At 73.1% G+C, this 19,407-nt stretch carries 18 protein-coding genes; 10 read left to right on the plus strand and 8 right to left on the minus strand.

Annotated elements, in window-relative coordinates:
• Position 1: 1 nt before the first annotated feature.
• A complete protein-coding gene (locus ACZ4VA_RS28300; RefSeq protein WP_356166172.1) occupies positions 2 to 952 on the minus strand; it encodes an FAD-dependent oxidoreductase in 951 nt (316 codons plus the stop codon).
• A gap of 66 nt (positions 953 to 1,018) precedes the next feature.
• Between ACZ4VA_RS28300 and ACZ4VA_RS28305 the strand changes: the two genes are divergently transcribed.
• Both ACZ4VA_RS28305 and ACZ4VA_RS28310 read left to right on the plus strand, forming a co-directional pair.
• Complete coding sequence (locus tag ACZ4VA_RS28305) at positions 1,019 to 2,038, plus strand: oxidoreductase (RefSeq protein WP_355792259.1); 1,020 nt, start codon at positions 1,019 to 1,021, stop codon at positions 2,036 to 2,038.
• Positions 2,039 to 2,125: 87 nt separating this feature from the next.
• A complete protein-coding gene (locus tag ACZ4VA_RS28310) occupies positions 2,126 to 3,766 on the plus strand; it encodes an ABC-F family ATP-binding cassette domain-containing protein (RefSeq protein WP_468082936.1) in 1,641 nt (546 codons plus the stop codon).
• Positions 3,767 to 3,856: 90 nt separating this feature from the next.
• Here ACZ4VA_RS28310 and ACZ4VA_RS28315 read toward each other — a convergent pair whose 3' ends face one another.
• From ACZ4VA_RS28315 to ACZ4VA_RS28325, 3 genes are all read right to left on the minus strand, one after another.
• Positions 3,857 to 6,268 carry a Tex family protein gene (locus tag ACZ4VA_RS28315; RefSeq protein ID WP_468082938.1) on the minus strand — a complete coding sequence of 804 codons (2,412 nt, stop codon included), beginning with the start codon at positions 6,266 to 6,268 and terminating at the stop codon, positions 3,857 to 3,859.
• A 166-nt stretch (positions 6,269 to 6,434) separates the two neighbouring features.
• Complete coding sequence (locus tag ACZ4VA_RS28320; RefSeq protein WP_356166163.1) at positions 6,435 to 6,560, minus strand: LPFR motif small protein; 126 nt, start codon at positions 6,558 to 6,560, stop codon at positions 6,435 to 6,437.
• A gap of 72 nt (positions 6,561 to 6,632) precedes the next feature.
• Positions 6,633 to 7,499 (minus strand): SCO6745 family protein, encoded by an 867-nt coding sequence (locus ACZ4VA_RS28325; RefSeq protein WP_468082940.1) that lies wholly within the window; start codon positions 7,497 to 7,499, stop codon positions 6,633 to 6,635.
• A 113-nt stretch (positions 7,500 to 7,612) separates the two neighbouring features.
• On the opposite strand from ACZ4VA_RS28325, the gene ACZ4VA_RS28330 reads away from it, so the two are divergent.
• Positions 7,613 to 8,566 carry a GlxA family transcriptional regulator gene (locus ACZ4VA_RS28330; protein WP_468082942.1) on the plus strand — a complete coding sequence of 318 codons (954 nt, stop codon included), beginning with the start codon at positions 7,613 to 7,615 and terminating at the stop codon, positions 8,564 to 8,566.
• A gap of 11 nt (positions 8,567 to 8,577) precedes the next feature.
• Positions 8,578 to 9,213 (plus strand): DJ-1/PfpI family protein, encoded by a 636-nt coding sequence (locus tag ACZ4VA_RS28335; protein WP_356166153.1) that lies wholly within the window; start codon positions 8,578 to 8,580, stop codon positions 9,211 to 9,213.
• Positions 9,214 to 9,243: 30 nt separating this feature from the next.
• Here ACZ4VA_RS28335 and ACZ4VA_RS28340 read toward each other — a convergent pair whose 3' ends face one another.
• Positions 9,244 to 10,008 (minus strand): enoyl-CoA hydratase/isomerase family protein, encoded by a 765-nt coding sequence (locus ACZ4VA_RS28340; RefSeq protein WP_356166150.1) that lies wholly within the window; start codon positions 10,006 to 10,008, stop codon positions 9,244 to 9,246.
• Between the two features lie 322 nt (positions 10,009 to 10,330).
• Between ACZ4VA_RS28340 and ACZ4VA_RS28345 the strand changes: the two genes are divergently transcribed.
• Positions 10,331 to 10,837 (plus strand): ATP-binding protein, encoded by a 507-nt coding sequence (locus ACZ4VA_RS28345; RefSeq protein WP_355785954.1) that lies wholly within the window; start codon positions 10,331 to 10,333, stop codon positions 10,835 to 10,837.
• Between the two features lie 6 nt (positions 10,838 to 10,843).
• On the opposite strand, the gene idi is transcribed toward ACZ4VA_RS28345, so the two are convergent.
• The 3 genes from idi to galE form a co-directional block, all read right to left on the minus strand.
• Positions 10,844 to 11,437: an isopentenyl-diphosphate Delta-isomerase gene (gene idi, locus ACZ4VA_RS28350; RefSeq protein WP_355785943.1), complete on the minus strand. Its 594-nt coding sequence runs from the start codon at positions 11,435 to 11,437 to the stop codon at positions 10,844 to 10,846.
• 246 nt (positions 11,438 to 11,683) lie between these two features.
• On the minus strand, positions 11,684 to 12,622 hold the full coding sequence (locus ACZ4VA_RS28355) for a cation diffusion facilitator family transporter (protein WP_355785940.1): 939 nt from the start codon (positions 12,620 to 12,622) through the stop codon (positions 11,684 to 11,686).
• Positions 12,623 to 12,754: 132 nt separating this feature from the next.
• On the minus strand, positions 12,755 to 13,735 hold the full coding sequence (galE, locus tag ACZ4VA_RS28360) for a UDP-glucose 4-epimerase GalE (RefSeq protein ID WP_356166143.1): 981 nt from the start codon (positions 13,733 to 13,735) through the stop codon (positions 12,755 to 12,757).
• 355 nt (positions 13,736 to 14,090) lie between these two features.
• Between galE and ACZ4VA_RS28365 the strand changes: the two genes are divergently transcribed.
• The 5 genes from ACZ4VA_RS28365 to ACZ4VA_RS28385 are packed head-to-tail and all read left to right on the plus strand — an operon-like array spanning position 14,091 to position 19,329.
• Positions 14,091 to 15,890 (plus strand): DUF5941 domain-containing protein, encoded by a 1,800-nt coding sequence (locus ACZ4VA_RS28365; protein WP_468083008.1) that lies wholly within the window; start codon positions 14,091 to 14,093, stop codon positions 15,888 to 15,890.
• Positions 15,887 to 16,645 carry a phosphocholine cytidylyltransferase family protein gene (locus tag ACZ4VA_RS28370; protein WP_355782051.1) on the plus strand — a complete coding sequence of 253 codons (759 nt, stop codon included), beginning with the start codon at positions 15,887 to 15,889 and terminating at the stop codon, positions 16,643 to 16,645. Before ACZ4VA_RS28365 ends, ACZ4VA_RS28370 begins: the two co-directional genes overlap by 4 nt.
• Positions 16,633 to 17,694: an iron-containing alcohol dehydrogenase family protein gene (locus ACZ4VA_RS28375; protein ID WP_355782054.1), complete on the plus strand. Its 1,062-nt coding sequence runs from the start codon at positions 16,633 to 16,635 to the stop codon at positions 17,692 to 17,694. Before ACZ4VA_RS28370 ends, ACZ4VA_RS28375 begins: the two co-directional genes overlap by 13 nt.
• Positions 17,672 to 18,451, plus strand: coding sequence for a CDP-alcohol phosphatidyltransferase family protein (locus ACZ4VA_RS28380; RefSeq protein WP_355782056.1), 780 nt, complete (start codon positions 17,672 to 17,674; stop codon positions 18,449 to 18,451). The genes ACZ4VA_RS28375 and ACZ4VA_RS28380 overlap by 23 nt, the downstream gene beginning before the upstream one ends.
• Positions 18,448 to 19,329 (plus strand): glycosyltransferase family 2 protein, encoded by an 882-nt coding sequence (locus ACZ4VA_RS28385; protein ID WP_356166138.1) that lies wholly within the window; start codon positions 18,448 to 18,450, stop codon positions 19,327 to 19,329. Before ACZ4VA_RS28380 ends, ACZ4VA_RS28385 begins: the two co-directional genes overlap by 4 nt.
• Positions 19,330 to 19,407: the final 78 nt, after the last annotated feature.

Here is a 19,407-nt window from a genome sequence, read left to right on the forward strand (position 1 = left end):
GTCAGCGGGAGGCGAGCCGGGCCGCTTCCCGCGCGCACCCCCACGCCACGGTGACCCCCGCGCCCCCGTGACCGTAGTTGTGCACCAGCAGCCGCCCGCCGGACAGCTTTTCGCGCTCCAGCCGGACGGAGTCGCGCGCCGGACGCAGCCCCACCCGGTGGCCGAGGACACGCGCCCCGGCGATCTCCGGACGCAGCCGCGTGCACCGCTCGACGATCCGCTCGGCCACCGCCGGCTCGGGCGTCGTCGACCAGTCGTCCTCGTCGGCCGTACCGCCGAGGACCAGCCGGTCCGGCTGCGGGAACAGGTACGTGGTCGTCCCGGTGGCCGCGTCGGCCGAGACGACGTACGTGCGAAGCCCCGGGTTCTCCACGATCACCAGCTGCCCGCGCACCGGCCGCAGCGAGGGGTCGCGCACGAGCTCGCGGGCCCCGAGCCCCGTGCAGTTGACGACGACCGGAGCCGGCACCTCCGCGAGGTCCGCCACCGCGCGCACCTCGACCGTCCCGCCCGCCCGCAGCAGGCGCTCGCGCAGCCACCGCAGGTGCACCGGCATGTCGATCAGCGGCAGCCGCGCCCACAGCGCGGGCCCCGGGTGCTCCTCGGGAGTCGCCGTCCGCAGCCCCGGCACCCGGGCGGTCCAGGGGTCCCGCGCGTCCAGTCGCGTCTCGCCCTGTACACCCTCGACCATGCGTACGCCGGTCTCCTCCGCGCGCGCCGCCAGTTCCGTGTACACCGCGAGCGAGTGCAGGGCCCATTCCCGGGCGGAGGTGAGCGGCTCGATCCGGTAGGGCCACCACAGCGCGCCCGCAACCGCCGAGGTGGTCAGCTCGGCGGGCTCGCGGGTCCACACCCGCACCCGGCTGCCGCCCTCCGCCAGCAGCACGGCCGTCGTCAGTCCTATGACGCCGCTGCCGACCACGATCACGTCACCGTCCGGAGCTGTCTGCACGCCCGGACGGTAGCGGAATATGTCATGCCGTGCGCACCCCTCGGCAGGTCTGGGGATACTCACAGCATGTCTGCCGAGTACGCGACCTTCGGCCTGGCACCGGCGATGCGCGCCGGTGGAGTCCTCGCAGGCGGTGACGTGCGGGTCCACCGCGACTTCGTCGACTTCATCGTCGACGGGCGTCCGCTGATGTTCCGGCTCACCGACCTCGACGCCGTCTCCCCGCTCGCCTCCGACGTGCCGCCCGCGCTCTTCGGCGCCCAGGTGCGCGGCCTCCTGCTGGAGGGCGAGGCACCGCTGGACGACGGCCGCCACATCATCTACGGCTGCCCGGAGTGCCGCGGCATCGAGTGCGGCGCCGTCACCGCGGTCATCGAGCGGGCGGGCGACGACTACGTGTGGCGCGACTTCGCCTGGCAGACCGACGGCCACGCGGACCTGGAGCGCAACGGCTACCACGGCATCGGCCCCTTCCGTTTCCACGGCGCCGAGTACCGCGACGCCTTGACCGCCCTGCTGGAAGGGGAGACCGCGGAGGGCCCCCGGGTCCTGCTGATCGGCGCCCGCGTCGCCGTCCTCGCCAAGCTGGCCGCCGCCCTGCGCACCATCGACATCGGTGCCGACATCACGCAGGACGCCGCCGACGTCCCCGACGAGGAGCTGCGCCGCTACGGGGCGGTGGCCTTCGGGCGCGCCGTCGGCGAGGAGGAGCGCGCCGCCGTACGCCGGTCCTTCGAGCGTGCGGAGGCCGACGTGGTGTTCGTGGACGGCCTGGCGCCGATCGTCCCGCTCCTCGTCGCCCAGATCGAGAACGCCCTGGACCGCAGCCCGCCGGGCAGCCGCCGCCTCGCGGGCCTGGCCGCGGCCGGCGGTGAGGCGGCCGTCGAGGTGACGGCCGCCTGCCGGGTCCGGCTCACCGCCTACCGGCTGGACCGGCTGTACCGCGGCCACGCGCACGAGGTGTTCGAGGGCGTCCTGGAGGCCGGCCGCCACCGGTTCCCGCTGGACGCCAAGGCCGTACGGGGCCGGTCCTTCCTCGTGGCGCGGACCTCGGGAAGCGTGCTGGTGGAGACGGTGGCCCCCTGAGCGGGCGCGCCGCACGGCCGCCGTCCGCCCGTGCCCGCAAACCGGGCGGGGGCCGGGAGGGGCGGGGCCGTTAGGATCGGCGTCCTGATGACTGCCACCCTCGTCGCCAAGAATCTCGCCGCCGGACACGGCGACCGCTCGCTCTTCTCCGGACTCGACCTCGTCGTCGCGCCCGGTGACGTGATCGGTCTCGTCGGTGCCAACGGCGCCGGCAAATCGACCCTGCTGCGGCTCCTCGCCGGACTGCTCACCCCGGAGGAGGGGGAGCTGCGGCTGTCCCCGCCGACCGCGTCCGTCGGCCACCTGCCGCAGGAGCCCGAGCGGCGGCCCGGCGAGAGCGTGCGGGACTTCCTGGCCCGCCGCACCGGAGTGGCCGAGGCCCAGCGTGCGATGGACGAGGCCACCCAGGCGCTCGTGGACGGCGCGCCGGGCGCGGACGACGCGTACGCCGAGAGCCTGGAGCGCTGGCTCGGCCTCGGCGGCGCCGACCTCGACGAGCGGGCGGAGGAGGTCGCCGACACCCTCGGGCTCGGCGTCGGCCTCGACCAGCCGATGACGTCCCTGTCCGGCGGCCAGGCCGCCCGCGCGGGCCTCGCCTCGCTGCTCCTCTCCCGGTACGACGTGTTCCTGCTCGACGAGCCCACGAACGACCTGGACCTGGACGGCCTGGACCGGCTCGAACGCTTCGTGAGCGGCCTGCGCGCGGGCACCGTCGTCGTCAGCCACGACCGCGAGTTCCTCACCCGCACCGTCACCAAGGTGCTCGAACTCGACCTCGCGCAGCAGGAGATCACCCTCTACGGCGGCGGCTACGAGGCCTACCTGGAGGAGCGCGAGACCTCCCGCCGGCACGCCCGCGAGGACTACGAGGAGTACGCGGACAAGCGGTCCGCGCTGGAGGGCCGCGCCCAGATGCAGCGCTCCTGGATGGACAAGGGCGTCAAGAACGCCCGCCGCAAGGCGAACAACGACAACGACAAGATCGGCCGCAAGTTCCGCAGCGAGGCCAGCGAGAAGCAGGCCGCGAAGGCCCGTCAGACGCAGCGCATGATCGAGCGGCTGGACACCGTCGACGAGCCCCGCAAGGAGTGGGAGCTGCGCATGGAGATCGCGGCGGCACCCCGCTCCGGCGCCGTGGTCGCCACGTTGCGGGACGCCGAAGTGCGGCGCGGGGACTTCACGTTCGGGCCCGCGACGCTCCAGATCGACTGGGCGGACCGGGTCGCGGTCACCGGTGCCAACGGCGCGGGCAAGTCGACGCTGCTCGGCGCGCTGCTGGGCCGCGTCCCGCTGGACGCGGGGCACGCCATGCTCGGCTCCGGCGTGGTCGTCGGCGAGGTCGACCAGGCCCGCAAGCTGTTCCACGGCTCCGAGTCGCTGCTGGACGCCTTCTGCGCGGCCGTCCCGGACACCGAACCGGCCGAAGTGCGCACCCTGCTCGCCAAGTTCGGCCTCAAGGCGCACCACGTCCTGCGCCCCGCGGCGTCACTGTCCCCGGGGGAGCGCACCCGCTCGGCGCTGGCCCTGCTCCAGGGGCGCGGCGTGAACCTCCTGGTCCTGGACGAGCCGACGAACCACCTCGACCTGCCGGCCATCGAGCAGCTGGAGTCCGCCCTGGAGACGTACGAGGGCACGCTGCTCCTGGTCACCCACGACCGCCGCATGCTGGACGCGGTCAGCACGACCCGCCGTCTCGAAGTCGCCGACGGCAAGGTCACCGAGCGCTGAGGAGGCCCCTGCCCGGAAAGCCGGGCAGGGGCCCCGAGAAGTCCCGTTCCGTGCCGGGCCGTCCGCCTCCGGACGGCCCGGCACCGGACGTCAGCGGCCCCGCTTGGGGTCGACCAGTCCCGCCCGCCGCAGGGCGTCCGCCATCGCGCTGTTGCCGGGTGCGGGCGCCTGACGCGCACCGCCGCCTCCGCCGCCCTGACGCGCGCCGCCGCCCTGGCCGCCCCCGCGGCCCTGCCGCGCCTGCTGCTGCCGCTGCTGGGGCGGACGGCCCGCACGCTGCGGACGCCCGCCCTCCTGCGGCTGTCCCTGGGGCGCCGCCTCGTCGTCCAGTCGCAGCGTCAGCGCGATCCGCTTGCGGGGGAGGTCGACGTCGAGCACCTTCACCTTGACGATGTCTCCCGGCTTCACCACGTCCCGGGGGTCCTTGACGAACGTCTTCGACATCGCCGAGACGTGCACCAGGCCGTCCTGGTGGACACCCACGTCCACGAAGGCGCCGAAGGCCGCGACGTTCGTGACGACCCCCTCCAGCACCATGCCCGAGGACAGGTCGGAGATCTTCTCGACGCCCTCCTTGAAGGTCGCCGTGCGGAACGCGGGCCGCGGGTCGCGCCCGGGCTTCTCCAGCTCCCGGAGGATGTCCGTCACGGTCGGCAGACCGAACTTGTCGTCCACGAAGTCGGCCGGCTTCAGCGAACGCAGCACGCCCGTGTTGCCGATCAGCGACGCGACGCCGTCGCCCGCCGTCCTGCCCATGCGCCGGACCACCGGATACGCCTCCGGGTGCACGCTGGACGCGTCCAGCGGGTCCTCCCCGCCGCGGATCCGCAGGAAGCCCGCGCACTGCTCGTACGCCTTGGGGCCGAGCCGGGCCACGCTCTTGAGCGCCGTACGGGAGCGGAAGGGGCCGTTCGCGTCGCGGTGGGCCACGATGTTCTCCGCGAGGCCCGAGGTGATGCCGGAGACGCGGGCGAGCAGGGGCGCCGAGGCGGTGTTCACGTCGACGCCCACGCCGTTCACGCAGTCCTCGACCACCGCGTCGAGCGAGCGCGAGAGCTTCACCTCGGAGAGGTCGTGCTGGTACTGCCCGACACCGATGGACTTGGGGTCGATCTTCACCAGCTCGGCCAGCGGGTCCTGGAGCCGGCGGGCGATCGAGACGGCGCCGCGCAGCGACACGTCCATGCCGGGCAGCTCCTGCGAGGCGAACGCGGACGCCGAGTACACGGACGCGCCGGCCTCGGAGACCATCACCTTGGTCAGGTTCAACTCGGGGTGCTTGGCGATCAGTTCAGCGGCGAGCTTGTCCGTCTCGCGGGAGGCGGTGCCGTTGCCGATCGAGATCAGCTCGACGGCGTGCTCCTTGGCGAGCCGGGCCAGCTTGGAGATGGCCTCGTCCCACCGGTTCGCCGGGACGTGCGGGTGGATGACGTCGGTGGCGACCACCTTGCCGGTCGCGTCGACCACGGCCACCTTGACGCCCGTACGGAAACCGGGGTCGAGCCCCAGCGTCGCGCGCGTGCCGGCCGGGGCGGCGAGCAGCAGGTCCCGCAGGTTCGCCGCGAAGACGTTCACCGCCTCGTCCTCGGCGGCCGTGCGCAGCCGCAGCCGCAGGTCGATGCCGAGGTGGACGAGGAGGCGGGTCCGCCAGGCCCAGCGGACCGTGTCCGTCAGCCACTTGTCGCCCGGGCGGCCCCGGTCGGCGATCCCGAAGCGCTGGGCGACGATTCCCTCGTACGAGGACGGCCCGGGCGTCTGCGAGGGCTCCTCGGGCTCCAGGACGAGGTCCAGCACCTCCTCCTTCTCGCCGCGCAGCATGGCGAGGACACGGTGCGAGGGCAGCTTGGTGAACGGCTCGGCGAAGTCGAAGTAGTCGGCGAACTTGGCCCCCGCCTCCTCCTTGCCCTCGCGCACCTTGGCGACCAGCCGGCCGCGCACCCACATGCGCTCGCGCAGCTCGCCGATCAGGTCGGCGTCCTCGGAGAACCGCTCGGTGAGGACGGCCCGCGCGCCGTCCAGCGCTGCCTGCGCGTCGGCGACGCCCTTGCCGGCGTCCACGAACTCGGCCGCGGCGGCGAGCGGATCGGCCGACGGGTCGCCGAGCAGGCGGTCCGCCAGCGGCTCCAGGCCCGCCTCGCGGGCGATCTGCGCCTTGGTGCGCCGCTTCGGCTTGAAGGGCAGGTAGATGTCCTCCAGGCGCGCCTTGGTCTCCGCGCCGCGGATCCGCGCCTCCAGCTCCTCGGTGAGCCTGCCCTGCTCGCGCACCGAGTCGAGGATCGCCGTGCGGCGGTCCTCCAGCTCCCGCAGATAGCGCAGCCGCTCCTCGAGGGTGCGCAGTTGCGCATCGTCGAGCATCTCGGTCGCTTCCTTGCGGTAGCGGGCGATGAAGGGCACCGTCGAGCCGCCGTCGAGCAAGTCGACCGCGGCCTTGACCTGCCGCTCCCGTACGCCGAGTTCCTCGGCGATCCTGCCTTCGATGGACCCTACGAGGGGTGTCGTCACGATCCCGTACCGCCTTCTCCACTGGGGTTGCGCGGCAATTGTGGCAGGTGACACCGACAACGGGGGATCAGGGCGGTCCCGCAGCGCGCCGGGAGCCGGACGCGTCGGACGCGTCCGGCTCCCGGAACGTGGGTCGTGGTCGGGCCGTGCGGCCCGGGGGTTGCGGTCAGGCCCTGCGGGCGGAGTTCGAGGCGCCGCCGAACAACCGGGCCACCGCCCGGAACGGCAGGGTCACCACCGTGGCGACTGCTCCACCGATCTGTCGCAACACGTCTGCGATGGCACGAAACACGCGCTTCCCCTTTCGTCTACCGGCACGTTGACTCCCGTCTGGTTCGACGAGGCCGGGTGACATACGGGTACCTCAGTCCTTGCCGATCATGCCTGCCGGGAACGCCCCGTTCGCCACGGCCGTGGTCAGCAGCCCCTTCGCCAGCTCGGTCAGCCGCTCGACGCCCGCCACCCCGAGGTGTGTGTAGGGGGCCAGGTCGAGCCGGTCGGTCTCGGCCTCGATGTGCTGCCGCAGGGCCGCGCCGGCGTCGGTCAACTCGCCCTCCGAGTCGAGCAGTCCGCGCCCGCGCAGCCGGTCCACCGCCGCCTCCCAGTCCTCCCGCGTCCAGCCCCGGGTCCCCAGCGCCCACCTCGGGGCCATGCCCTTGCCGGTCGCCGTGTGGCTGACCAGGGCCTCGACGGGGTCCAGTCCGGCGGCGAGAAGGACGGCGAGGTGACCGTCGCCGCGGTGCTCGCGCAGCAGGGTGGCGGCGTGCCAGAGCGCCAGGTGCGGCTCCTCGGGGACGGGCAGGTCGGCGTGCGCGGCGTACAGCGGGCGTGCGGTCCTGGTGCACGCCTGAGCGGCGCGCAGCGCGAGCCCGGCCGCCTCGGCCACCTCCTCGGACGCGATCAGCTCGTCGCCGAGCAGCCGCCGCAGGGTCGCGTCGACGGCACGCGCGCGTGCCGCAAGGACCGCCTCGGGGGACGCGGCTCGCCAGACCCCGGGCACGTGCCGCGCCACGAGCTCGTGCCGGAAGTTGTAGAACGTGGCGGTCACCGTGCCCGGCCCCACCGCCCCCATGGCCGCGGACCGCGCGGCGAAGTAGGCACCCCGGTCGTCCTCGATCCCGATCGCGGCGAGCTCACGGCCCAGGTCGGGGGAGAAGTAGTGCGTCGAGTGCAGCGGGTTCAGGACGTTGTGGCAGCGCCGCCCGGCGCGCTCCGGCAGGGGAGAGGTCATGCCGGGCACATTACCGACTGGTCAGTACGTACGGAACGGGCGGACGTCCCATGGCAGGAAAGGTGGGGTACTCGTCATTGCGGCCGTCGCCCCGGGCGCCAAGAATCGACGGCATGCGCACCGTCCTGGTCGTCCTCTTCGACGACGTGCAGAGCCTCGACGTCACCGGCCCCGTCGAGGTGTTCGCCGGCGCCGGCGCCCGCCCCGGCGACGCGTACCGCATCAGCACCGCCTCGCTGGACGGCGCCCCGGTCCGCACCTCCAGCGGCCTCACCCTCGTACCGGACGGGACGCTCGCCGACGCCCCCGTCCCGCACACGCTGCTCGTCCCGGGCGGCCGGGGCACCAGGACCCCGCCGGGCGCCCTCGTCGACTGGCTGCGCGAGCACGGACCGCGCGCCGAGCGGCTGGTCTCCATCTGTACCGGCGCCCTGCTGCTCGCCGGGGCCGGACTGCTGGACGGCCGCCGGGCGACGACCCACTGGGCGTTCTGCGACAAGCTCGCCCGCGACCACCCGGCCGTGGAGGTGGAGCCCGATCCGGTCTACGTCCGCGACGGCCACGTCGCGACCTCGGCCGGAGTCACGGCGGGCATCGACCTCGCGCTCGCGCTCGTGGAGGAGGACCTCGGCCGGGAGGCCGCGCTGGCCGTGGCCCGCGCCCTGGTGGTCTTCCTGCGTCGCCCGGGCAACCAGGCCCAGTTCAGCGTCCAGCTGGCCGCGCAGACCGCCCAGCGCGCACCGCTGCGCGAGGTGCAGCAGTGGATCACCGAGCATCCCGGCGAGGACCTGAGCGTCGAGGCGCTCGCCGCCCGGGCCCGTCTCTCCCCCCGCCACTTCACCCGCGCCTTCCGCGGCGAGACCGGCGTGACACCCGGCCGGTACGTCGACCGCACCCGGCTCGAACACGCCCGGCGCCTGCTGGAGGACACCGCAGACGGCGTCGAGGAGATCTCCCGGGCCTGCGGCTACGGCACCCCGGAGGCCATGCGCCGGGCCTTCGTCAAGGCGCTCGGCTCGGCACCCGCCGAGTACCGGCGCCGCTTCCGACCCGCGTCCACCCACTGAGGGGGAACCCGATGCTGACCGCCATCGTCCTCTACGACCGCTTCACCGCCCTGGACGCGGTGGGCCCCTACGAGACCCTCAGCCGGCTGCCCGGCGCCGAGACGGTCTTCGTCGCCGAGCGCACCGGCCCCGTCCGCAACGAGACGGGGGACCTGGCGCTCACCGCCGACCGGGCCCTGGCCGACGTCCCGGCCCCCGACCTGGTGGTCGTCCCGGGCGGCCCCGGCCAGTGGGCGCAGATGGAGAACGAGACGCTCCTGGCCTGGCTGCGCGCCGCCGACGCCACCAGCACCTGGACGACCTCGGTGTGCACCGGCTCCCTGCTGCTCGCCGCCGCCGGGCTGCTCCGGGGCCGCCGTGCCACCTCGCACTGGCTGGCCCTCGACTTCCTCGGGCACTACGGCGCCGAACCGGTCCGGGAACGGGTCGTCGTCGACGGCAAGTACGTCACGGCGGCCGGCGTCTCGTCCGGCATCGACATGGGCCTGACCCTGGTCGGCCGGATCGCGGGCGACGAACACGCGCAGGCCGTCCAGCTGTTCACGGAGTACGACCCGCGGCCGCCCTACGACGCGGGCTCACCGGACAAGGCCCCCGCGCACCTCGTCGCGGAGTTCCACACGAACAGCCGCTTCAAGCTGGACTAGCCCCTGTCGCCGGATCGGACCGGCAGGGCCTCAGCCCTCGTTCCCGGCACCGCCGACGGTCCAGGTGAACTTCGGCTGCCTGCGCTCCAGGAAGGCGGCGACCCCCTCGTCGGTGTCGTCGCTGCCGCGCGCCTGTCCGGCCCAGTACGCGTCCCGGTCCTCGCGCCCGCCGGCGAACTCCTTGGCCGCCGCCTGCGTCAGCTGCGAACGCGCCGCCAGGACGCGGGTGAACTCCGCGACCCGCTCGCCGAGCCCGCCCTCCGGCAGCACCTCGTCCACCAGCCCGGTGCGCAGCGCCCGCTCCGTGTCGATCAACTCGCCCGAGAAGAGCAGGTACTTGGCGGTGGCGGGCCCCACCAGCGACACCAGCCGCCGGGTGGAGGACGCCGGATAGACGATCCCCAGCTTCGCCGGTGTCACCCCGAACAGCGAGCCCTCCCGCGCGAACCGCAGATCGCACGCCGCCGCGAGCTGGGAGCCGCCGCCCACGCAGTACCCGCGGATCGCCGCCAGCGTCGGCTTCGGGAACGCCGCCAGGGCCTCCTCGGCGCGTACGGCGAGTCCCTGCGCCTCGTCGGACGAGCCCCGCAGCGTCGAGATGTCGGCTCCCGCGCAGAACGTGGCACCCTCGCCGGTCAGCACCAGCGCCCGCACGGCGGGGTCGGCGGCCAGCAGGCCGAGCAGCGGAGGCAGCGCCCGCCACATCCCGGCGGTCATGGCGTTGCGCTTGGCCGGGTTGTGGATCACGACGGTGGCGACTCCGTCGGCGACGCGGTGCAGCAGCTGGGGCTCCATGCGCCGGATGCTATCCGGGGCCTCACACCGGTGATCCGCAAGGGTGCCCAGGCCCCGGGACCCCGCCCGGCGCCGCCCCGGTCGGTGTGCGGTGGTCCGGGGGTACGAAGGGGACGAGCCGGGCGGCAAACCCGTACAACCCGAATAGTTCCCGAAGGCGGCATCGTCGCGACAGGACCGGTCCCTCGATCGCCAAATACGTTCGCAAGTAATCAGAAAGCGTCGATACCCGCTGACTTCTGTTCAGACATCCGGTACGGACCAGCGCGTTATCAACACTCGACGTGTGGTGACAATCGAGCGCGAGGGTGGCGACCGGACGATGGAGAACGGTGGGCGGGGGTCCGACTCACGCCCGGAGGGCGGCGACGACGTGCCTGCCGACCGGAGACCCCCCGGCCCGCTGCCGTACGAGGGTGTCTGGCGGTTCACCGCCCCCGCCGTGGACGCCTCGGTCCCGCAGGCCCGCCACGCCGTCCGTGACCTGCTCGTCCGCCAGGGCGTGCCCGTCTCGGAGGACCTGGTCCAGGGACTGCTGCTGATCGTCTCGGAGCTGGTCACCAACGCGGTGCGGCACGCGGCGCTGCTCTCGCCGACCCTCGCCGTGGAGGTCGCCGTCGGCGCCGAGTGGGTGCGGGTCTCCGTGGAGGACAACCACCCCTACCGCCCGACCGCCCTGGAGGCCGACCACGGGCAGACCGGCGGGCGCGGTCTGCTGCTCGTGCGGGAGGTCACCAGAGAGGCCGGCGGGGTCTGCGACGTCGAGCACACGGCGAGCGGCGGCAAGGTGATCTGGGCCGCGCTGCCCCTCAAGCCCGTCACCGTGTAGCGGGCCTCACCAGCCCGCGGACGGCCCCGTGAGTTCCCTGACCGCCGGGCGCGCCGCGTCCAGCACGGTCATGAACCACGCCGAGAACGGGTCCCGCGCGTGCCGCTCCGCCAGCTCCCCGGCGGTCACGTACGCGGTCGAGCCGACCTCGTCCGGGTCGGGGCGCAGCGGGGACTGGACCAGCCCCACGAACAGGTGGTTGTACTCCTGCTCCACCAGGCCGGACTCCGGGTCCGGGTGGTTGTAGCGGACCGTGCCCGCCTCGCCGAGCAGCGACGGCGACACCCCCAGCTCCTCGAACGTCCGCCGGGCCGCCGCCGCGAACGGGGCCTCGCCCGGGTACGGGTGGCCGCAGCACGTGTTGGACCACACGCCGGGGGAGTGGTACTTGCCGAGGGCCCGCTGCTGGAGCAGCAGCCTGCCGCGCTCGTCGAAGAGGAACACGGAGAACGCCCGGTGCAGCTGCCCGGGCGGCTGGTGCGCGGCGAGCTTCTCCGCCGTGCCGATCGTCGTCCCGTCCTCGTCGACCAGTTCGAGCAAGATCGCTTCAGCGGTGCCGTTCGACGAACTGTGCGTCGCGGTGGCAGGTGTGATCGGCATACCCATCCTTCGCATCGGTCTTCGAACCCCAAGTCTGCCGTACGAAACCGGCACTCCGGGCACTCGCGGCGTCCCCGCATGTCCCCCGCACGTCCCCCGGGCGGAGCCCGCGGCGCGGCACACGACCGACGGCGGGCCGGACGCAGGAGCGGCCGGATACCTGATCGTGCCCTCTGCCGCCGACGGGGAACCGTCCCCCACCGGGGGCGTCATGCGTTCGACCGGTACCTCCCGGCGCGCGGCGCGTCAGTGGCAGAGCCGGGCCTCGTGTTCGGCGTGCCCGCTGGGCTCCAGCTGGAAGGTGCAGTGCTCGACGTCGAAGTGGTCGCCCAGGCAGCCCTGGAGCTCGTGCAGCATCTTCTCGTGGCCGATGGCGTTCAGGACCTCGCCGCTGACGACGACATGGGCGGAGAGCACCGGCATACCGGAGGTGATGGTCCAGGCGTGCAGGTCGTGGACGTCCTCGACGCCGGACAGCGCCAGGATGTGCGCCCGCACCTCGGCCATGTCGACCCCCTTGGGCGCCGCCTCCAGCAGCACGTTCAGCGTCTCGCGCAGCAGCTTCCAGGTACGCGGGACGATCATGAGGCCGATGACCAGCGAGGCGATCGGGTCGGCGGCCTGCCAGCCCGTCGTCAGGATGACCGCCGCCGAGATCAGCACCGCCAGCGAGCCCAGCGCGTCCGCGGCGACCTCCAGGAAGGCGCCCCGCACGTTCAGGCTCTCCTTCTGTCCGCGCACCAGCAGCGTCAGCGAGATCATGTTCGCGACCAGACCGATCAGACCGAACACGATGGTCAGCCCGCCCTCGGTGTCCGCGGGCGTCATGAACCGCTGGATCGCCTCGTACAGGACGTAGCCGCCGACCGTGAGCAGCAGCAGACAGTTGGCGAGCGCGGCGAGGATCTCCGCGCGGGCCAGCCCGTACGTGCGGTTGCCGCTCGGCGGCAGATTGGCGAAGTGGATGGCGAGCAGCGCCATGCCGAGGCCCAGCGCGTCCGTCGCCATGTGGGCCGCGTCCGCGATGAGCGCGAGCGAATCGGCGAGCGTCCCACCGACGATCTCGACCACCATGACGGTGAGCGTGATCGACAGGGCGACCCGCAGCCGCCCGCGGTACGCCGCGGCCGCGGTGCCCGTCGGCGGAGCACCGTGCGCGTGTCCGTGATCGTGCCCTGCCCCCATGGAAGCCGCCCTCCGATGTGTACGCCGGATGCTCAGTCAACTACGGGCAGGGGGTACGGGGCAACGCGGCACTGAACACCGTTGTCATCTCTCTGACCTGCGCAAACGTTGCGCAGGTCAGAGAGCCGGACGTCAGCTCCCGGGGTTCGCGCCCCGGTGTGCCTGCCACCCCTGCCAGGCCGACTCGACCATCTCGCGCACCCCTCGGCGCGCGCTCCAGTCCAGCTCGCGGCGGGCCAGTGCCGAGGAGGCGACCGCGCGCGGGGCGTCACCGGGCCGGCGCGGTTCGACGAGCGCGGGACGGCTGTCGCCGCTCACCTCGGCGATGAGGGTGAGGAGTTCGCGAACCGAAACACCCTCGCCGCGGCCGATGTTGACGGTCAGGTCGCCCGTGGAGCCGCCGGCCAGCCGCCGGGCCGCCGCCAGATGGGCCTCCGCGAGGTCGGCGACGTGGATGTAGTCGCGTACGCACGTGCCGTCCGGCGTCGGATAGTCGTCGCCGAAGACGCGCGGCGCCTCACCGCGGGTGAGCCGGTCGAAGACCATCGGGATCACGTTGAAGACGCCGGTGTCGGCGAGCTCGGGAGCCGCCGCCCCCGCCACGTTGAAGTAGCGAAGGCACACCGTCGCCATGCCGTGCGCCCGGCCCGCCGCCCGCACCAGCCACTCGCCGGCGAGCTTCGTCTCGCCGTAGGGGCTCATCGGGGAGCAGGGGGTGTCCTCGGTGATGAGGTCCACGTCCGGGTTCCCGTACACGGCGGCCGACGAGGAGAAGAGGAACCTGCGCACGCCCGCCCCGGCGACGGCGTCGAGCAGCGTCGCGAGGCCGCCCACGTTCTCCTGGTAGTAGCGCGTCGGCTGCGCGACGGACTCACCGACCTGCTTGCGCGCGGCGAGATGCACCACACCGGTCACCGCGTGCTCGGCCAGGACCCGCTTCAGCAGCTCGCCGTCCAGCGAGGAACCCTGCACCAGGCGGATGTCCTCGGGCAGTCGCCCCGGCACCCCGGCCGACAGGTCGTCGAGCACGACCACGCGCTCCCCGGCCCCGGCCATGGCACGCGCCACGTGCGCCCCGATGTATCCCGCTCCGCCTGTGATCAGCCATGTCATGGACGACCACCCTATGCCGGACCCGGGCCCGCCGCCGGTGCCGCCCCGTCCCGCGGGCCCGTCCCGGCCGTACCGGTCCGCCCCGGTGCGCCCCGGTGCGCCGGGGACCGCGCGCGATGCCGTGAATGCGCCGGTCTGGGCCCGCGGTTTGTGGCGCGGGCCCCGGATCACCGATGATGATCGCGGCGGAGGCGGCCGCTCAGACCGGGTTGATCGGGCCGTGAACGGGCGGTGAACGCCCGCTTCCATTCATCCGATAGCCTCTGCCGACATGCCGCCCGCCGCCTCAGGCGCAGGGCCATCCCACCACGCACATGCCGGCGCGGACGCGTCGGCACCCAGGGAGTGAGTTCGTCTGTCGACCGCCATCCTCACCGGCCAGCCGGTCCCCGGATCGTCGCTCGAAGGCGATCTGCGGACGCTCGGTTTCGACGTGCGGGTCGCCTCGGACGCCGGTGACGCCGAGACGCTCCTCGCCCAGGTGCCCGCGAACCAGCGGGTCGCGATCGTCGACGCCCGTTTCGTGGGCCACGTCCACGCGCTGCGCCTCGGCCTGACCGACCCGCGCTTCCCGGCCGCCGCGCTGCCCGGCGCGGTCACCGCCCAGCCCGGCGCCCGCCAGGCCCTGACCCGGGCCGTCGCCCGGGAGAGCTCGGCCGCGGGCGGCGGCGCCACCCTCGTCGTCGAGGACCTCGCCGACCGCGTCACCGCCGCCCTGGACGCGGACGCCGTCCCGGTGCACCGGCCCGAACTCGGCACCCTCGTCGCCGTCGTGCCCACGGACCCGCAGACCCGCAACGAGGCACGGCAGGCCGTCTCCGCCGTGGACGACGAGGCCGTACGCCTGCGCACCGCCGTGAAGTCCCGTGACGGCTTCTTCACCACCCACTTCATCAGCCCGTACTCGCGCTACATCGCCCGCTGGTGCGCGCGCCGCGGCCTGACCCCGAACCAGGTCACGACGGCCTCGCTCGTCACCGCGCTGATCGCGGCGGGCTGCGCCGCCACCGGCACCCGGGCCGGCTACGTCGCGGCGGGCGTGCTCCTCCTCTTCTCCTTCGTCCTCGACTGCACCGACGGGCAGCTCGCCCGCTACTCGCTGCAGTACTCGACGCTCGGCGCCTGGCTCGACGCGACCTTCGACCGCGCCAAGGAGTACGCCTACTACGCGGGCCTCGCGCTCGGCGCGGCCCGCGGTGGCGACGACGTGTGGGCGCTCGCCCTCGGCGCGATGGTCCTGCAGACCTGCCGGCACGTCGTCGACTTCTCCTTCAACGAGGCGAACCACGACGCCACCGCCAACACCAGCCCCACCGCGGCCCTCTCCGACAAGCTGGACAGCGTCGGCTGGACGGTGTGGCTGCGCCGGATGATCGTGCTGCCGATCGGCGAGCGCTGGGCGATGATCGCCGTCCTGACGGCACTGACCACGCCCCGCATCACCTTCTACGTCCTGCTCGCCGGATGCGCCTTCGCGGCGACGTACACCACGGCCGGCCGCGTGCTCAGGTCGCTGACCCGCAAGGCCCGGCGCACGGACCGCGCCGCCCAGGCCCTCGCCGACCTCACGGACTCCGGCCCGCTCGCGGAGCTGCTGACCCGCCTCACCCGCCGGGTCCCCTCCCGCGGCCCGGCCTTCGTCGCCCTCGCGGCAGGCGTCCTCGTCGTGCTCTCCGCCACACTCGCCCCGTACGGCAGCTGGTGGCCCGTCCTCGGCGCCGCCGGCTACGTGCTGCTGTCCCCGGTGGCCCTGCGGCGACCCCTGAAGGGCGCTCTGGACTGGCTGGTTCCGCCGTTCTACCGCGCCGCCGAATACGGCACGGTGCTGGTACTGGCGGCCAAGGCGGACGTGAACGGAGCCCTTCCGGCGGCTTTCGGGCTGGTTGCGGCGGTCGCCTACCATCACTACGACACGGTGTACCGCATCCGCGGCAACGCCGGCGCGCCGCCGCACTGGCTGGTGCGGGCGATCGGCGGGCACGAGGGCAGGACGCTGCTGGTCACCGTCCTGGCCGCGCTGCTCGCCGCCACAGATTTCAAGGTCGCGCTCACGGTTCTCGCCGTGGCCGTGGCACTCGTGGTGCTCTTCGAGAGCATCCGCTTCTGGGTGTCCTCCCATGCACCCGCCGTACACGATGAAGGAGAACCCGCATGATCGGCCTCGTGCTGGCGGCCGGCGCCGGACGGCGTCTTCGCCCCTACACCGACACCCTGCCCAAGGCTCTGGTGCCGGTCGGCCCCGAGGGCACGTCGGGTGACGACAGCCTCACCGTCCTGGACCTGACCCTCGGCAACTTCGCCGAGATCGGCCTGACCGAGGTCGCGATCATCGTCGGGTACCGCAAGGAGGCCGTCTACGAGCGCCGCGAGGCGCTGGAGCAGAAGTACGGCGTCAAGATCACCCTCATCGACAACGACAAGGCCGAGGAGTGGAACAACGCCTACTCCCTCTGGTGCGGCCGTGACTCCATCAAGCACTCGGTGATCCTCGCCAACGGCGACACCGTGCACCCGGTCTCCGTCGAGAAGACGCTGCTCGCCGCCCGCGGCGACGGCAAGAAGATCATCCTCGCCCTCGACACGGTGAAGTCCCTCGCCGACGAGGAGATGAAGGTCGTCGTGGGCCCCGAGGGCAACATGACGAAGATCACCAAGCTCATGGACCCGGCCGAGGCCACCGGCGAGTACATCGGCGTCACCCTCATCGAGGGCGAGGCCGCCGACGAGCTCGCGGACGCGCTGAAGACGGTCTTCGAGACGGACCCGCAGCAGTTCTACGAGCACGGCTACCAGGAGCTCGTCAACCGCGGCTTCCGCATCGACGTCGCGCCCATCGGTGACGTCAAGTGGGTCGAGATCGACAACCACGACGACCTCGCCAAGGGACGTGAAATCGCGTGCCAGTACTGACGAGGCTCATCCCCTCGCCGGTCGTCGTCGACATCCGTCCGGGCGCCCTGGACGACCTGGCGGGTGTGCTCGCCGACCAGCGGATCTCGCACTCCGGCAAGCTCGCCGTCGCGATCAGCGGCGGCTCCGGGGCGAAGCTGCGCGAGCGGCTCGCCCCAGCGCTGCCGGGCGCGACCTGGTACGAGGTCGGCGGCGGCACCCTGGACGACGCGATCAAGCTCGCGGACGCCATGAAGTCCGGCCACTACGACGCGGTCGTGGGCCTCGGCGGCGGCAAGATCATCGACTGCGCGAAGTTCGCCGCGGCACGCATCGGCCTCCCGCTGGTCGCCGTCGCCACGAACCTCTCGCACGACGGTCTGTGCTCGCCGGTCGCGACCCTCGACAACGACGCGGGCCGCGGCTCCTACGGTGTGCCGAACCCGATCGCGGTCGTCATCGACCTCGACGTCATCCGCGAGGCCCCGGTCCGCTTCGTGCGCTCCGGCATCGGCGACGCCCTGTCCAACATCTCCGCGGTCGCGGACTGGGAGCTGGCCAACCGCGAGAAGGGCGAGCAGATCGACGGCCTCGCCGCCGCGATGGCCCGCCAGGCCGGCGAGGCCGTGCTGCGGCACCCGGGCGGCGTCGGCGACGACGCCTTCCTCCAGGTGCTGGCCGAAGGACTGGTCCTCACCGGCATCTCCATGTCGGTCGCGGGCGACTCCCGTCCCGCCTCCGGCGCCTGCCACGAGATCAACCACGGCTTCGACCTCCTCTTCCCCAAGCGCGCGGCGAGCCACGGCGAGCAGTGCGGACTGGGCGCGGCCTTCGCGATGCACCTGCGCGGTGCCCGCGAGGAGTCCGCCTACATGGCCGAGGTGCTGCGCCGGCACGGACTGCCGGTGACGCCGGAGGAGATCGGGTTCACCGCGGAGGAGTTCGTCCGCGTCGTGGAGTTCGCTCCGCAGACCCGGCCCGGCCGCTACACGATCCTCGAACACCTCGACCTGACCACCGACCAGATCAGGGACGCATACGCCGACTATGCAAAAGCCATCGGTAGCTGAGCTCCGCCCGGTCGTGCACCCCCCGGGTGTCAAGGACCGGCGGAGCGGCGAACACTGGGCCGGCCGGCTCTACATGCGCGAGCTCTCGCTGCGCATCGACCGGCACCTGGTGAACACCCGGGTCACGCCCAACCAGCTGACCTACCTCATGACCGTCTTCGGCGTCCTCGCCGCCCCGGCCCTGCTGGTGCCGGGGATACCTGGCGCCGTCCTCGGCGTCCTGATGGTCCAGCTGTACCTGCTGTTCGACTGCGTCGACGGCGAGATCGCCCGCTGGCGCAAGCAGTTCTCGATCGCCGGCGTCTACGTGGACCGGGTCGGCGCCTACCTGTGCGACGCCGCGGTCCTGGTCGGCTTCGGCCTGCGCGCCGCCGACCTGTGGGGCTCGGGGCGCATCGACTGGCTGTGGGCCTTCCTCGGCACCCTGGCCGCCCTCGGCGCCATCCTGATCAAGGCCGAGACCGACCTCGTCGGGGTGGCCCGGCACCAGACGGGCAAGCCGCCCGTCCAGGAGTCGGCCTCCGAACCGCGGTCCTCCGGCATGGCGCTGGCCCGCAAGGCCGCCGCCGCGCTGAAGTTCCACCGGCTCGTCCTCGGGGTCGAGGCGTCCCTGCTGATCCTCCTGCTGGCCGTCCTCGACACCGTCCGCGGCGACCTGTTCTTCTCGCGGCTCGGCGTCGCCGTCCTGGCCGGCATCGCGATCCTGCAGACGCTGCTGCACCTGGTGTCCATCCTCGCCTCCAGCAGGCTGAAGTGAGCACCGCGAAGGTCGGGGCGGTCGTCATCACGATGGGCAACCGCCCGGACGAGCTCCGCGCCCTCCTCGACTCGGTCGCCAAGCAGGACGGCGACCCGGTCGAGGTCGTCGTGGTCGGCAACGGCTCGCCCGTCCCCGACGTCCCCGAAGGCGTCCGCACCGTCGAGCTGCCCGAGAACCTCGGCATCCCCGGCGGGCGCAACGTCGGCATCGAGGCCTTCGGCCCCGGCGGCACCGACGTCGACATCCTGCTCTTCCTGGACGACGACGGCCTGCTCGCCCGGCACGACACGGCCGAGCTGTGCCGCCGGGCCTTCGAGGCCGACCCGCGGCTCGGCATCATCAGCTTCCGCATCGCCGACCCGGAGACCGGCGAGACCCAGCGCCGGCACGTGCCCCGGCTGCGGGCCGCCGACCCGATGCGCAGCTCCCGGGTCACCACCTTCCTCGGCGGCGCCAACGCCGTCCGTACGAAGGTGCTCGCGGAAGTCGGCGGGCTGCCGGAGGAATTCTTCTACGCCCACGAGGAAACCGACCTGGCATGGCGGGCCCTCGACGCGGGCTGGATGATCGACTACCGGTCCGACATGGTGCTGTACCACCCCACGACCGCGCCCTCCCGGCACGCGGTCTACCACCGCATGGTGGCCCGCAACCGCGTCTGGCTGGCCCGCCGCAACCTCCCGGCGCTCCTCGTCCCGGTCTACCTCGGGGTGTGGATGCTCCTGACCCTCGCCCGGCGTCCCTCGGGACCCGCGCTCAAGGCATGGTTCGGCGGTTTCAAGGAGGGCTGGACCAGCCCGTGCGGGCCCCGCCGCCCGATGAAGTGGCGTACGGTGTGGCGGCTGACCCGACTGGGCCGCCCTCCGGTCATCTGACACGCTCGATATCTGAGAGCATTCGGCCGTACCCCGGTCCCTGGCTTCCGACCGGGCCCGACCAGCTGCGAACTTTTG

This window comes from Streptomyces sp. NPDC028308 (assembly GCF_055565855.1).

Bases quoted from the DNA above. Each gene is read 5' to 3' on its own strand.
- ACZ4VA_RS28335 (WP_356166153.1), top strand. From the start codon at position 8,578: ATGCTGACCGCCATCGTCCTCTACGACCGCTTCACCGCCCTGGACGCG.
- ACZ4VA_RS28325 (WP_468082940.1), bottom strand. From the start codon at position 7,499: ATGACCTCTCCCCTGCCGGAGCGCGCCGGGCGGCGCTGCCACAACGTC.
- ACZ4VA_RS28380 (WP_355782056.1), top strand. From the start codon at position 17,672: ATGCAAAAGCCATCGGTAGCTGAGCTCCGCCCGGTCGTGCACCCCCCG.
- ACZ4VA_RS28370 (WP_355782051.1), top strand. From the start codon at position 15,887: ATGATCGGCCTCGTGCTGGCGGCCGGCGCCGGACGGCGTCTTCGCCCC.
- idi (WP_355785943.1), bottom strand. From the start codon at position 11,437: ATGCCGATCACACCTGCCACCGCGACGCACAGTTCGTCGAACGGCACC.
- ACZ4VA_RS28340 (WP_356166150.1), bottom strand. From the start codon at position 10,008: ATGGAGCCCCAGCTGCTGCACCGCGTCGCCGACGGAGTCGCCACCGTC.
- ACZ4VA_RS28345 (WP_355785954.1), top strand. From the start codon at position 10,331: ATGGAGAACGGTGGGCGGGGGTCCGACTCACGCCCGGAGGGCGGCGAC.
- ACZ4VA_RS28330 (WP_468082942.1), top strand. From the start codon at position 7,613: ATGCGCACCGTCCTGGTCGTCCTCTTCGACGACGTGCAGAGCCTCGAC.
- galE (WP_356166143.1), bottom strand. From the start codon at position 13,735: ATGACATGGCTGATCACAGGCGGAGCGGGATACATCGGGGCGCACGTG.
- ACZ4VA_RS28355 (WP_355785940.1), bottom strand. From the start codon at position 12,622: ATGGGGGCAGGGCACGATCACGGACACGCGCACGGTGCTCCGCCGACG.
- ACZ4VA_RS28310 (WP_468082936.1), top strand. From the start codon at position 2,126: ATGACTGCCACCCTCGTCGCCAAGAATCTCGCCGCCGGACACGGCGAC.
- ACZ4VA_RS28305 (WP_355792259.1), top strand. From the start codon at position 1,019: ATGTCTGCCGAGTACGCGACCTTCGGCCTGGCACCGGCGATGCGCGCC.